18 protein-coding genes are annotated in these 12,401 nt (G+C 70.7%); 6 read left to right on the plus strand and 12 right to left on the minus strand.

Going from position 1 to position 12,401, the window contains the following annotated elements:
• Positions 1 to 545 precede the first annotated feature (545 nt).
• Complete coding sequence (locus AB0J68_RS14415) at positions 546 to 1,055, minus strand: SigE family RNA polymerase sigma factor (RefSeq protein ID WP_363938811.1); 510 nt, start codon at positions 1,053 to 1,055, stop codon at positions 546 to 548.
• Positions 1,056 to 1,195: 140 nt separating this feature from the next.
• On the opposite strand from AB0J68_RS14415, the gene AB0J68_RS14420 reads away from it, so the two are divergent.
• Together AB0J68_RS14420 and AB0J68_RS14425 are read left to right on the plus strand one after the other, a co-directional pair.
• Positions 1,196 to 1,702 (plus strand): hypothetical protein, encoded by a 507-nt coding sequence (locus AB0J68_RS14420; protein WP_355138188.1) that lies wholly within the window; start codon positions 1,196 to 1,198, stop codon positions 1,700 to 1,702.
• A gap of 60 nt (positions 1,703 to 1,762) precedes the next feature.
• Positions 1,763 to 2,497 (plus strand): peptidase E, encoded by a 735-nt coding sequence (locus AB0J68_RS14425; RefSeq protein WP_363938813.1) that lies wholly within the window; start codon positions 1,763 to 1,765, stop codon positions 2,495 to 2,497.
• Between the two features lie 7 nt (positions 2,498 to 2,504).
• On the opposite strand, the gene AB0J68_RS14430 is transcribed toward AB0J68_RS14425, so the two are convergent.
• The 6 genes from AB0J68_RS14430 to AB0J68_RS14455 are packed head-to-tail and all read right to left on the minus strand — an operon-like array spanning position 2,505 to position 5,234.
• A complete protein-coding gene (locus AB0J68_RS14430) occupies positions 2,505 to 2,852 on the minus strand; it encodes a hypothetical protein (RefSeq protein ID WP_354857092.1) in 348 nt (115 codons plus the stop codon).
• 29 nt (positions 2,853 to 2,881) lie between these two features.
• Positions 2,882 to 3,436 carry a nucleotidyltransferase domain-containing protein gene (locus tag AB0J68_RS14435; protein WP_354857090.1) on the minus strand — a complete coding sequence of 185 codons (555 nt, stop codon included), beginning with the start codon at positions 3,434 to 3,436 and terminating at the stop codon, positions 2,882 to 2,884.
• On the minus strand, positions 3,433 to 4,002 hold the full coding sequence (locus tag AB0J68_RS14440) for an exonuclease (RefSeq protein WP_354857087.1): 570 nt from the start codon (positions 4,000 to 4,002) through the stop codon (positions 3,433 to 3,435). The genes AB0J68_RS14435 and AB0J68_RS14440 overlap by 4 nt, the downstream gene beginning before the upstream one ends.
• Entirely contained in the window at positions 3,999 to 4,490 is a 492-nt protein-coding gene (locus tag AB0J68_RS14445) for a hypothetical protein (protein ID WP_363938816.1), read from the minus strand. The genes AB0J68_RS14440 and AB0J68_RS14445 overlap by 4 nt, the downstream gene beginning before the upstream one ends.
• Positions 4,491 to 4,498: 8 nt before the next feature.
• Positions 4,499 to 4,816, minus strand: coding sequence for a hypothetical protein (locus AB0J68_RS14450; RefSeq protein WP_363938817.1), 318 nt, complete (start codon positions 4,814 to 4,816; stop codon positions 4,499 to 4,501).
• 4 nt (positions 4,817 to 4,820) lie between these two features.
• Positions 4,821 to 5,234 (minus strand): YbaB/EbfC family nucleoid-associated protein, encoded by a 414-nt coding sequence (locus AB0J68_RS14455; protein ID WP_354857081.1) that lies wholly within the window; start codon positions 5,232 to 5,234, stop codon positions 4,821 to 4,823.
• Between the two features lie 161 nt (positions 5,235 to 5,395).
• Here AB0J68_RS14455 and ychF point away from each other — a divergent pair, with 161 nt between their 5' ends.
• Complete coding sequence (ychF, locus tag AB0J68_RS14460; protein WP_354857078.1) at positions 5,396 to 6,481, plus strand: redox-regulated ATPase YchF; 1,086 nt, start codon at positions 5,396 to 5,398, stop codon at positions 6,479 to 6,481.
• 115 nt (positions 6,482 to 6,596) lie between these two features.
• Positions 6,597 to 7,433, plus strand: a complete 837-nt coding sequence (locus AB0J68_RS14465) for a class I SAM-dependent methyltransferase (protein ID WP_355063800.1) — start codon at positions 6,597 to 6,599, stop codon at positions 7,431 to 7,433.
• Here AB0J68_RS14465 and AB0J68_RS14470 read toward each other — a convergent pair.
• Complete coding sequence (locus AB0J68_RS14470; RefSeq protein ID WP_355063760.1) at positions 7,421 to 7,819, minus strand: hypothetical protein; 399 nt, start codon at positions 7,817 to 7,819, stop codon at positions 7,421 to 7,423. The two genes, AB0J68_RS14465 and AB0J68_RS14470, sit on opposite strands and share 13 nt — an antisense overlap.
• Before the next feature lie 101 nt (positions 7,820 to 7,920).
• On the opposite strand from AB0J68_RS14470, the gene AB0J68_RS14475 reads away from it, so the two are divergent.
• On the plus strand, positions 7,921 to 8,484 hold the full coding sequence (locus AB0J68_RS14475; RefSeq protein WP_355063758.1) for a hypothetical protein: 564 nt from the start codon (positions 7,921 to 7,923) through the stop codon (positions 8,482 to 8,484).
• Between the two features lie 89 nt (positions 8,485 to 8,573).
• On the opposite strand, the gene AB0J68_RS14480 is transcribed toward AB0J68_RS14475, so the two are convergent.
• The 4 genes from AB0J68_RS14480 to AB0J68_RS14495 form a co-directional block, all read right to left on the minus strand.
• Positions 8,574 to 9,845, minus strand: coding sequence for an MFS transporter (locus AB0J68_RS14480; RefSeq protein ID WP_363938820.1), 1,272 nt, complete (start codon positions 9,843 to 9,845; stop codon positions 8,574 to 8,576).
• Positions 9,846 to 10,013: 168 nt separating this feature from the next.
• Positions 10,014 to 10,748: a class I SAM-dependent methyltransferase gene (locus AB0J68_RS14485; protein WP_363938822.1), complete on the minus strand. Its 735-nt coding sequence runs from the start codon at positions 10,746 to 10,748 to the stop codon at positions 10,014 to 10,016.
• 223 nt (positions 10,749 to 10,971) lie between these two features.
• Positions 10,972 to 11,334 (minus strand): PH domain-containing protein, encoded by a 363-nt coding sequence (locus AB0J68_RS14490; protein ID WP_203147864.1) that lies wholly within the window; start codon positions 11,332 to 11,334, stop codon positions 10,972 to 10,974.
• Positions 11,335 to 11,378: 44 nt separating this feature from the next.
• On the minus strand, positions 11,379 to 11,687 hold the full coding sequence (locus AB0J68_RS14495; RefSeq protein ID WP_354857066.1) for a 4a-hydroxytetrahydrobiopterin dehydratase: 309 nt from the start codon (positions 11,685 to 11,687) through the stop codon (positions 11,379 to 11,381).
• Between the two features lie 183 nt (positions 11,688 to 11,870).
• On the opposite strand from AB0J68_RS14495, the gene AB0J68_RS14500 reads away from it, so the two are divergent.
• Positions 11,871 to 12,311: a (deoxy)nucleoside triphosphate pyrophosphohydrolase gene (locus tag AB0J68_RS14500; RefSeq protein WP_354857064.1), complete on the plus strand. Its 441-nt coding sequence runs from the start codon at positions 11,871 to 11,873 to the stop codon at positions 12,309 to 12,311.
• Positions 12,312 to 12,401 lie beyond the last annotated feature (90 nt).

Genomic DNA, 12,401 nt, shown 5'->3' on the forward strand with positions numbered 1-12,401 from the left:
ACCGAGGTGATCTCCACGCCTCGGTCGGACCGGGCCCGATCACCTCGCGGGGCTGGGCCCCGTGCTCGGCCCGGACGGGCTCGGCTTGATCGTCGGGGAGCCCGGTCGCCCCGGAACGCCCGGCGCACCACCCGTGGTCGGCCCCGGCTCGTCCGGCCTACCCGGTACACCCGGGGGGCCGGGCTCGTCCGGCCTGCCCGGCACGCCGGGGTCTCCCGGCTCGTCGGAGGTGGCCGGCGACGGCACCGGAGCCGGTAGGCCGGGCCGACTCGGCACGCCGGGCGGCGCCCCGGACGGGTCGGGTACGGCCGCCGGGCCCGCTGGGCTCGGCACGGCTGGCGGAGGCCCGTCCGAGCCGCTCGCGGCCAGGGCGATCGGAGCCGCGATCAGGATCGCCGCGAGAGTCCCCACCGCCCCCATCGTCACCGTGGCGCGGCGTCTGTTGCGGAACCGCCGTTCCGCTCGGTTCAACTGGTCATGCACGATCGGTGCCTCCTCGGCCAGGTCGGTGAGGGTGGATCGGATGAGGCTCTCGAAGGGATCGGTCATCGCCGTACCTCCAGCAGCTCGATCTCCGGCAGCAGGTCGCGCAGACGCTGGACCGCCCGGTGCGTACGACTGCGGACGGTGCCCACCGAGCAGCCGAGCAGCTCGGCCACCCGGCCTTCGGGCAGGTCCTCGTAGTAGCGCAGGACCACCACCGTCCGCTGTGCCGGTGGCAGCTGGCGCAGCGCGGCACGCATCGCCAGCCGTGCGTCGGAGCCACCGCTCGGGTCCGCGCCGACCGGCTCGTCGGCCGGGTTGAGCGGCGTCTCCCGCCGTCGGCGAAGTCGCCGCCACCAGCTGATCTGCTCGCGGTACATCACCACGCGGAGATATCCCTCGGGATCGGCGTGCCGGATGGTCTCCCACTTCGGGATGGTCCGCGCCAACGCCGACTGGAACAGGTCCTCGGCGGCGTTGCGGTCCCCGGTCAGCAGGTACGCGACCCGCATCAGCGCCGGTGTCCGGTTGCCGACGAACTCGGCCAGCCGAGCGCGTTCGTCCTCGTCCACCCACCACCCCCGTTTCGTTGTCACCCATACAGACGCCCCAGGTCATCGTTGCTATCCGCGATCCGGGGTGTTTTTCCGGCCCGGAAGTGTCGGTCGTGACGGGTACCGTCCGGCCACCAACTGAAGAAGGGATGCGGGACATGACGAGCGTGGCGGGTTGGGCGGCGGCGTCGACACCGGGCGCGTTCCCGCCGCTGCCCCGCGCGGTGGCACAGTCCTTCTACCGCCGGATGCGGGCCGTCGCGCCGGCCGCCGTCGGCGCCATCGAACGGGACCGGGCGGCCGATCCCGAGCAGGTCTTCGCCGACACCGCCTGTGGCCGGTTGGCCGGCTCACTCGACGACGCGGGCCTGCGCGCACTCGGGATGTGGACCCACCACTGGTGCATGCGCTTCTACGACGACGACACCCGCGTCGGTCGGCGGTTGGTGCGCGAGATCGCCGCGCGGGCCGAGTTGGGCTGGACGGCCGACGAGGTGCGCTGGATGCTGCGCGAGTCGTTCTCGGCCGGCCCGGCCGCCGCCGACCGGTTCACCCTGCCCCGTGCCGCCGCGGCGCAACTGCCCCCGGCCGACCGGCCGCCCGCGGACCACTGGCCCGAGGTCGAGGTGCCCCGCCAGCGCAGCGGCCGGCACGTGGGCGCGTGACCGGCCGCTTCGTGGCTGCGGCAGGATGGACGCCGCACCGCCCCGACGGAAGGACGCCCGATGCCCGCCAGCGAGCCGACCATCATCGCCACCAGCATGGGCTTCTCCCGGGGCGACCGAGGGCCGTACGACATGCGCCCCAGCCCGGTCTTCGAGCTGGCCGCCGAGCTGGCCGAGGCTGGTCCGCAGCCGCGGATCTGCTACCTCGGGCAGGCCGTCGGTGACCAGCCCACCTCGTTCGCCGCCGTCTACGGCGCGTTCGCCGAGACCCGGTTCCGCCTGTCGCACCTCGCGCTGTTCCCGATGCCGAACGTCGACGACGTCCGCGCCCACCTGCTCGCCCAGGACGTGATCTGGGTCGGCGGCGGCAGCGTCGCCAACCTCGTCGCGGTCTGGCGGGTGCACCGGCTCGACGAGATCCTGCACGAGTGCTGGCAGGCCGGCGTGGTGCTGGCCGGCGTCTCGGCCGGCTCGATCTGCTGGCACGTGGGCGGCGCCACCGACAGCTTCGGGCCCCGCCTGCGCGGGTTCACCGAGGCGTTGGGCTGGCTGCCGTACGGCAACGGCGTGCACTACGACAGCGAGGCCCAGCGCCGACCGCTGATGCACGAGTTGGTCGGCGACGGCACGCTGCCGACCAGCCACTGCACCGACGACGGCGTCGGCCTGGTCTACCGGGGGACCCGGCTGGTCGAGGCGGTCGCCGACCGCGAGGGCGTCTCGGCGTACGAGGTGAGCCGCAACGCGGACGGCAGTGTGCGGGAGGCGGTCATCGCTCCCCGCCTGCTTGGTTGAGCGCCGGTCAGACCCGATCCTCGAACGCGGCGCACACGGTCGCCCGCACCTGCGGCCCCTTGATCGATCGCAGCAGCTCCCGGGCGAGGGCGATCTGGTGCGACTCGTCGACTGACCGGTCCATCGGGGTCAGCTCCACCCGCCACCGGAAGTAGAGGTAGTCGTCCTCGTCGGTGGCGGCGAGCCGCGGGTCGGCGTCCTCGTTGGGGTTGATCTCCAGCAGGTTGCCCCGGACGTCCACCGAGTCCCGGCGGTAGGGCACCGCGTCGGGCAGCCGGGTTCGGATCAGGTCGAGCAGCTCCGCCGCCGTCAGCGGGCCGTCGACCATGATGAGGAACTGCAACGTCGTCTGCACGTCTGCCACCTTGCCAGATGCGGAACCGCTCAATCGAGCGGGAGGAACGGGCCGTTGTCGAACTTGCCGCCCCGGCGCAGCACGGAGAACTGCACCTTGTGCGGCACGTGCGTGTCCATGAGCTCACGACGCAGGTGGGTGAAGTCGGTGCCCAGATCGAAGCTGGCGAGCTGACCGTTCTCGTTGATCCGGCGCAGCATCGTCTTGCGCAGCCGGGTCCCGTCCGGAGCCCGGGACAGGGAGCGTTCGGCCAGGTCGAAGAAGGTCTTGTCGTCGACGATGAGCGCCACGTCGATGTCGGAGTCCGGGCGGGCGGTGCCCTTCACCCGGCTGCCGTGGGCGACCAGGTCCCCGTCGGGCAGCCCGGCCTGCCGTTGGGTCTGCCGGGCGCCCCGGGCGAACCGGGTCCACTGGCGTTCGGTGAAGCCCTGCGGGATCTGCCGGGCGGCCCGGGTGGTCGCCGCCTCGGCAGTCTCGCCCGCCACGTCGTCGGCCCGTCGCATCATGCTCCGGGCGGCCTGCGCGACGATGCCCCGAGCGGCCGTCGTGGCGCCGTCCGGCAGGTCCCGTCGACGGCCGGTCATTCCAGCCCGCCCGACTGGCGGCGGCGCAGCACGGCGTCGAAGACCTGCGCCAGTTCGGCGGCGTCCTCGCCGGCGTGGTGGGTGTGCGGTACGTCGTGCAGACCCAGCTCGTGCTTGATCTTGCCCTTGCGGGTCTGGACCCACTCGCTGCCGGTCAGCCCCATCCAGTAGCTGCGGAGGTCGACGCCGGAACCGGTGGCGCCGAACGGGCTGTGGCCGACGAAGCGCACGAAGTACCAGTGCACGAACATGCCGTCCCAGACAGCGGGAGCGGCGAGGAAGACCGGGCGGCCGATCCGGCGCAGTCCGTTGACCCAGGCCGCCGCCGCTGCCATCGCCTCCGGCGCGGTGGGCGCCTCGCGGAGCAGACGGTCCCGGTCCAGACCCGACACGGCCAGCGCGGCCGGCACGAATTCGTCGGAGATGGGACGCAGTTCGGTGTAGAACGTCAGATCCGGGCGACCGGCCACGGCCATGCCCAACGAGATCATGCTGTTCGGCCCGGGGATCGGCCCGTCCGCCTCCACGTCGACGCCGACGTACAGCTCGGGCAGCGGAGAGGTCATCCCAGCACCACCCCGATGGCCTGGTCGATCAGCATGTTCAGGACGATGTCGGTGAGCTTCTTGAAGACGGGGATCTCCAGCAGCGAGGCGCCGAACGTCGGAGCGGCCGTCGCGATCGCCTGGATGATCTGCACCAGCAGGATGATCAGCTGGACGATCACGTTGATCTTCAGGGCGAGGACGATCAGCGCGCACACGAACAGCGTCGCCGCCACCATCTGTGCGCCGGTGCCGCCGTCCCGCAGCACCGACATCGCCGAACCGTCGGCATCCCAGCGCTCCTGAAACGCGGTCAACGCATCGCCCTGGTTGCCGGTCAGCACCCGCTGTGCGGCCGCCGTACCCTCCGCCGCCGCGTTGTGCAGCGAGTCGGCCATCTCCATCCACATCTGGCCCAGCTCGAACATCTTCGTCTCGTCCGACTTGGGCCAGGTGTAACCCAGCTCGTTCAACAGGCCGGCGAGCTCGCCGGGCAGCATGATCCCCATCGACCCGCCTACCAGCTCATCGTCGTGAACTGGGCGTCGTTGTCCTGCTCGACGGAGTCGTACTGGTCGGCCATCAGGCTCAACCCGGCACCGAAGCCGCGCAGCCCGTCGACGACCGACCCGAGGCACTCCGCCGCGATCTCCTCGGCCACCTGGTACGACATGCCGATCAGGCCGCCCACGTCGTCGTCGCCGAAGATGTCGCCCATCGAGGCCGTCCGCGCGAGCAGCACCTCCCACTGCGCGGCGAGCTGCTCGGCCACCGTCGTCAGGTGGCCGCCGCCCTGCCGCAGCGCGGGCGGGTGCACCTGTAGGTCCTCGCGCATGACATCACCTCGCTGCCTGCTGGATGCGCCGCACCGCGTCGGTGAGCGCATCGGTCATCGCCGCCATGCTGCGCACCGACTCGTTCTGCAACTCGTCGAGCTGCTGGCCCAGCGCCACCGGGTCGACCGCGGGCGCGTCCGCGGCCTCGCCGGCCGCAAGGCGCAGGTCGTCCAGCGCGGCGTTGACCGCCATGGTGATCTGCTCGCCGAGCATCTCGGCGCCCATCCGGAGCGCGCGCGGGTCCACCGTCACCGACTCGACATGCTGGCCGACCGCCACGACCTCGACCTGACCGCCCGCCGCAGACCCGGTGCCCCGTGCCGGCTCGACCTCCAGATCGTCGGGGACCTGCCCGGTCGAACGCATCGACGCCAGTGCCTGTCGGGTTTGCTGGAACAGTCGGTCGAATTCCGTCACCTGGTCCACAACGCCCCCTCACGTCGCACGCGACATCGAGAGGGTAGCAACGGGACGCCACCTGCCGTACCCGCCGATGCGCGACCCGGGGCAGCGTCCGGCCCGGTGGAATCGGAGCCGCCTGGACCGGCGCGTCCGGCACCGGCGTAAGCTGGCCCGTCGTGAGTCTCACCATCGGCATCGTCGGCCTGCCCAACGTCGGCAAGAGCACGCTTTTCAACGCGTTGACCAAGAACGACGTGCTGGCGGCGAACTACCCGTTCGCCACCATCGAGCCCAACGTCGGCGTGGTCGGGCTGCCCGACGAGCGGCTGGGCAAGCTGGCGGAGATCTTCTCCTCGCAGAAGGTGCTGCCGGCCCCGGTGTCGTTCGTCGACATCGCCGGCCTGGTCCGTGGCGCGTCCAAGGGGCAGGGCCGGGGCAACGCCTTCCTGGCCAACATCCGCGACGCCTCGGCGATCTGCCAGGTCGTCCGCGCGTTCTCCGACCCGAACGTGGTGCACGTCGACGGCAAGATCTCCCCGGCCGACGACATCGAGACGATCAACACCGAGCTGATCCTCGCCGACCTGCAGACCCTGGACAAGGCGCTGCCCCGGTTGGAGAAGGAGGCCAAGCTCCGCAAGGACCGGTCCGCCGCGGTCGCCGCCGCGAAGGCCGCGATCGAGGTGCTCGACGGCGGCACCACCCTCTACTCCGGGGCCGGCGCAGCCAAGATCGAGCTGGAGCACCTGCGCGAGCTGCACCTGCTCACCACCAAGCCCTTCCTGTACGTCTTCAACGTCGACGAGGCCGAGCTGGCCAACGAGACGTTCCTCGACGAACTGCGTGCCCTGGTCGCCCCCGCCGAGGCCGTCTTCATGGACGCCAAGATCGAATCCGAGCTGGTGGACCTGCCCGAGGAGGAGGCCCGCGAGCTGCTGGAGTCGATCGGGCAGAACGAGCCCGGCCTCAACCAGCTCGTCCGCGTCGGCTTCCGTACGCTCGGGCTCCAGACGTACCTCACGGCCGGCCCCAAGGAAGCGCGCGCCTGGACCGTCCCGGTCGGCGCCACCGCGCCGGAGGCCGCGGGTGTCATCCACTCGGACTTCCAGCGCGGCTTCATCAAGGCCGAGGTGGTCTCCTACCACGACCTGGTCGAGTACGGATCGATGGCCGCGGCCAAGGCGGCGGGCAAGGTCCGCATCGAGGGCAAGGAGTACGTCATGCAGGACGGCGACGTGGTGGAGTTCCGCTTCAACGTCTGAATCCAGCTCTCCCTTCCGCGGACGCGGTCGACGGCGGCCCTGATCGACTCGGATTCCTGGAAAGCGGGGTATCCGGACGGCTGGAACACCCCGACATCCAGAAATCCGAGGGATGATGCGGGTCCGGCACGGACAGGCAGAGGGACGGTGCCTTGTGGGGGAACGGACGTTGCTCAGTTCGTCGTTCGGCTCGGCCGCGTCCGCGTACGCCGAGCATCGCCCGGATTACGCGCAGGCCGCGGTGCGGTGGGCGCTTGAGTTCGCGCCCGGCCCGCGAGTGCTCGACCTTGGTGCCGGCACCGGCAAGCTGACCCACACGTTGGTCGCCGTTGGCGCGGACGTCGTCGCGGTCGAACCCGACCCGGCGATGCTCACCGAGCTGCGCCGTGCCAGGCCAACCGTTCGTGCCCTGCCGGGTAGCGCCGAGGCGATCCCGTTGCCGGACGCGTCCGTCGACGCCGTGCTGGCCGGCAACGCCCTGCACTGGTTCGACATGGCCGTCGCGGGGCCGGAAATCGCCCGGGTCCTCGCACCCGGAGGCGTCCTGGCGGGCCTGTGGAACATCATGGACGACCGGATCGACTGGGTCGCCGAGCTCGAACGTGTCAGCGGGAGTGCGGCGATCGGCCCGCGTGACACGCGCGCCAGTTGGCGCGCGGCGACCGCTGCCATGGTCGTTCCGAGCACCGGCCTGGCCTCCCGTTTCGGTTCGTCGGAGCAGGCCGAGTTTCCGCACGGTCAGCGCCGAACCGCCGACTCCCTCACCGCGACACTCGCGACCCGGGCCGGGATGCTGGTCATGCCGGAACCGGACCGGGAGACCACGCTCGGCCGAATCCGCGACTTCCTCGCCAGTAGGCCCGAAACCGCCGAGGGTGAGTTCAACCTGCCGATGCTGACCGGCGTGCTGCGCGCCCGTCGGCGCCGACGGTCAGCAGGTCACGTGCGGTAGTAGTCGGCTCTCCAGCGCGACTGCTCGGCTACCGAGAAGCCGTCGAAGTCACCGGCGGCCTCGCACTCCAGCAGGTACTGAAGTGCGTCTGCGGCGTCCGGGGAGCCGTCGGCCTCCAGGTGGGCCTTGGTGGCGGCCAGTCCGGCGCCACACAGCAGTTGGACGTCGATGGAGCAGTGGGCGTCGAAGCTCGCTTCCTTGGCCTGCCAGATCACGAGCACGTCGCTCAGCTGGCCGGCATTGAACAGTTGCAGGCAGCACAGCTTCATGAGTTCCGTGTCCTGGTCCTGCTGGTCAGCTTCCGTCAGGAGGATCTCGCGGATCTGCGGCAGGTCCGCGGAGGACGGCCGCAGGCCGTAGCGGCGAAGGCTTTCGTCTTCGTTCACAGGCTCTCCGATACTGGGCTCACACGATTATGGAACGATCGCCGATGGTGGCCGCCGACCGAGGGCCGACGGGTCCCCGCTGCTGAATACACTCGTCGACCGTGACGCCCCGGGATGTGCGTAGATACGGCTGCGGCTACCTGATGCTGTGGTTCGCGATCGTTGGTGCTGGCATCGCCGTCGGCGACGACCTCATGGTCTGGCTGGTCGACGCACTGTCCGGGACATGGCTGCCGCTGCTCGTCGTGCTGAGCTGGCTGCCCTTCGGGTTGATCATGCTGTTCCTCCTTGCGGACTCGGCACGGATCGACGCGCCGGCGATGCGGCAGCCCTGGCTCACCCTGACAGCGGTGTGTGGCCTCGCGCTGGCCCTCCAGGTCCCGACCCTTCTTCGCAAGGAGCGGCGTTCCTCGGAGGCCTATCGGCTGGCCACCCATACCCCCGTCGGTGAAGCGCTGATCGCCGGTCTGATCGGTGCGCTCGGCGCCGCCATGGTCTGGACATTTGTGTTCCAGAGTGGGAGCTGGCTGCGCGGCAGGATTCGCGGCGAGCGGGTGCCGTTCTGGGACAGGGCCTGGGGAATGCGGCCCCGAAGCAGACGTGTCTTCGCGGTGGGCGCCGCGGCTTCGGTGCTGATGGGCCTCGGGGTCGCGCTCGTCGTGTGAGTGCGGGGTCGGCGAGCTGGACCGGGACGGCACGGTGGATCAGACAACGCGTGCGCGCGAGTGGTGACCGGCGCCGGACGACGTCCAGTTCAGCGGCGGGCACCGATCTCGGCGACGGCTGAACCGCCCGGGGTTCCCGCGCTCCGCCGCAGCGTCGCGAAGCCCGCGGCGACCAGGCCGAGGACCAGGATCGCCACGGCGCAGAGCAGCAGCGTCGGGCGCGCGCCGAAAACCCCCACCAGGGGCCCGCCCAGCATGGTGCCGAGCGGCACCGCGAGCACAAGGACGGCGCCGTTCGCGGCGAGCACCGCGGGGAGTTGCTCGGTGGACGCGCTGCGCTGGAACAACGCCATCGACGTGGACATGTACGGCGCCCAGATCAGGCCTGCCAGGGCGAACGCCGGCAGGGACAGGCCGATAGGGGCGCCCAGGCCGAGGGGCAGCATGGCGACGCCGAACCCGATGACGATGCCGATCGTGGTGGCACGCAGCGGCCAGTGGCGAAGGTGCCCGGCCACCACACCGCCGACGAGGCCGCCGACGCCAAAGGCGGTGTAGTACGCGCCGAGCAGCGTCGCGGACGCGTGCAGGTCGTCGGTGACGTGCAGCGGCATGGCGACGTACACCGGGCCGAAGAGGAAGAAGAACGCGACGCTCAGCATCAGCAGGCCGAGCAGCGCGGGCTGACGGCGGATGACCGCGAAGCCCGCGGTACGAGAGGCGCCGCGCTCGTACCGATGAATCATGTCGGTGGCGGGAAGGGCGAGGCGATAGGTGAGCGCCAGCACGGCGAACGTCGCGGCGTCGACGGCGATGACCCAGACCGGGCCCGCCCAGCCGATCAGGATGCCCGCCAGCGGCGGGCCGACGATGGTGGCGAACCCGGAGATGGTGGTGAGCACCGCGTTGGCCGGCAGGTGGTGGCGCTGCGGCAGCAGTTCGGCGATCAGGGTGAACCGCCCGGCGGAGCCCCACGAGTGCAGCAGCGCGGAAGCGGCGAGCAGGACGACGTACAGCCCGATGGTGAGCATGCCGGCGAGGTGGGCGATCGGGATCGCCGCGAGCGCTGCGGCTCGCAGGATCGCGTCCCAGCCGGCGAGCTGAGCGCCGCTGCGCTCGCGCAGCAACCGACCGAAGATGACCGTCCCGGCCGCGCTGGGCAGGGTGTACGCGGCCACCGCGACCGCGATCCACAGGAGGCCGCGCTGGCCCTGCGGCGCGAGCTGGATGGCCAGCCAGGTCACCGCGACCACCGCCATGCCGTCGCCGAGGGCGGACACGGCCAGCCCGGGCAGCACGCGCCGCAGCAGGGGATGACTGACCACCGGCCAGTAGGGCGAGGTACGCGGGAATCGAGGCATGGAGACAGTCGACCCGCTGTGGGCCGGATCGGCCAGCAACGACTGCCGACAGCAGAATCAGCCCGGAGCGAACGGCCGGCCCTCGTCCGTGGCTGACGGTGATCGACTCCGGATCGCCGGGTGGGGGTCACGCACACCCTGCACGGGACCGGAGCCGATCGACCGCCGCTACTCCGCTCGGTAGACGGAGATGTGTGCCGGGCTGTCGGCGGCGAACGGCCGCCGGTGCCAGTCGGCGTACCGCTCGGTGAGCCGGAGCCCCGCCTGCCGCGCCATCTCGTCGATCTGGTGCGGCCAGGCGTAGAGCATGGCGAACGGCTTCAGGTGCACACCGTCACCGTCGAAGGTGATGGTCTGCCGGATGAACCGCTGCGCGGGCCGGTCGTACCGGTGCAGTCGGATCGTCGCGGAGTCCTCGGTCACCTCGCGGACCTGCACCTGCTCGTCGGCGTCGAAGCTGCGCGGGTCGGGTACGAACGTCTCGATGACGAACGCTCCGCCCGGCGACAGCACCCGGGCGACGTTGCGGAAGCAGTCCGCCTGCCGCTCGGCGTCCACCAGGTTGAACAGGGTGTTGAAGACCAGGTAGGCCAGGCGGAACGGGCCCTGCACACCCACGTCGGCCATGTCGCCGACGACCGCGGGGATCTGGTCGCCGCCGGGCTTGGCCCGCATCTGCGCCAGCATCTCCTCGGACGCCTCGATGCCGTGCACGCTGAGGCCACGCTCGGCCAGGGGCAGCGCGACGCGGCCGGTGCCGATCGCCAGTTCGAGGACCGGGCCGCCGTCGGCCAGATCGGCCAGGAAATCCACGGCGGGGGCCGGGTCGGGGTTGGTGCCGCCGTCGTCGTATCCGGCCGCCCAGAGCCGGCCGAAGAGGCCGGGATCGTCGAAGACCGACATCAGCGGCCTCCGGGGTTGGGATCAGTGGCGCCCAGCAGCGCCAGGGGAACGGTCCTGCTCACGAAGTCTCGATTCCTCGGATCGGATGACGTCGGGTCGGAGGGACTTCGTCGAGTGGGGCATGTCGGCTGCTCCTTTCGCGCGGCTGTCGACCGAGGACACCAGAGACGCCGCGGGCCCGGCAAGGCAATTACGCCAGCCGGGCCCGCGACGGGACGTGCGGTCAGGAGATGTGGTGCAGGATCACGTTGTGTACGTGGTGGCTCTTCTGCGCGCCACGGAACTCCACCTCGTAGGTGTGCGTGCCGACGTGGATGGCGATGGCGCCGGTGGAGAAGAACGAACCACCCCACGACTTGTTGCTGACCACGCTCACGCTGGTGATCTTCGAGTACGGGATACTGGTGATCGCGAACCGCTTCCCGACGAACGAGCGGTCCTGGATGATCACGCGGCGGTCGGTCAGCCCGATGAACCCGGTGCCGGTGCCGACAGCGTCGTAGACGGCGATGATCTGCTCGCCGTCGAGGAGGCCACTCTCAATCTGCTGGACCTGCTCCTTGCGGTCGTACGCGATGTTCGCCATGCGACCCAGGTTAGGCAACCGGTGCCAGTGGGTCGGGTGGGTCGTCAGGCCTCGGTGACCGCGCGGTACGCGTCCTCGATGCGGGCGGCCAGCAGGACCTCGCCCTCGGTCAGCGGCTCGTCGTTGCCGTGCCCGACCCGGATCTGGGTGCTGTCGGACCGGCGGCTGATCTCGGGACGCAGGTGCAGAGCGTCGGCGACGACCTTGACCCGTTCAGTTAGCGCCGCGTGTTGGGTATCGTCGATCACGAGCGTCCGCCGGATCTGTTCACCCTCCCGCGTCCAACCGGTTAGCAAGGTCAACGCGTCGGACAGGTAGTCGTGCTTGGCTCGGCTGTTGAACAGCACGCGCATCACCGCACCCCCCAAGCGCCGTTGCCGGCTTGTGGCCAAATCGTCGCCATCCCGTGTCTTGTCGGTGCCTTCTAGTCTGTCGTCGCTCGGTAAGGGTGTCCACGCCCACACTTCCGTGTTCTGTTGGACTAGCGGACGGCGTCGGTACCCAAACCGCCGATTGATCTGGCACCCTGGACGCCCGTGCAGACCGAACGGGCTAATGGCGGCGGGCAGGCCGAACGACGGGACCTGAAGGTGATCGTGGGGGCGGCGATCATCCGGGACGGACGGGTGCTCGCGTGTGCGCGCTCCGCCCCGCCCGAGGTGGCCGGCATGTGGGAGTTCCCCGGCGGGAAGGTCGAGCCGGGGGAGGGGGAGACCGAGGCGCTGATCCGGGAGTGCGCCGAGGAGTTGGCCGTACGCGTGGAGATCGGTGACCGGGTCGGCCGCAACGTCCGGATGGCCCACGGCCGCTCGGTGCTCAAGGTGTACGCGGCCCGCCTCCTGCACGGCGACGAGCCGCTGGCGTTGGAGCACCAGGCGCTGCGCTGGCTCGCCGCCGACGAGCTGGACTCGGTCACCTGGCTCCCCGCCGACGCACCGATCGTCGCCGCCCTGCGACCCCGCCTCCTCGCTCGTTGATCATGAAGTTACTGCCGCGACACGCCGGTCGGCAGGGCAATAACTTCATGATCAACGGGGTGGGCCGGGGTGGGGTGGGTTAGGGGTGGT

It is taken from the genome of Micromonospora sp. NPDC049580 (genome assembly GCF_040675595.1).
Classification (GTDB): domain Bacteria; phylum Actinomycetota; class Actinomycetes; order Mycobacteriales; family Micromonosporaceae; genus Micromonospora.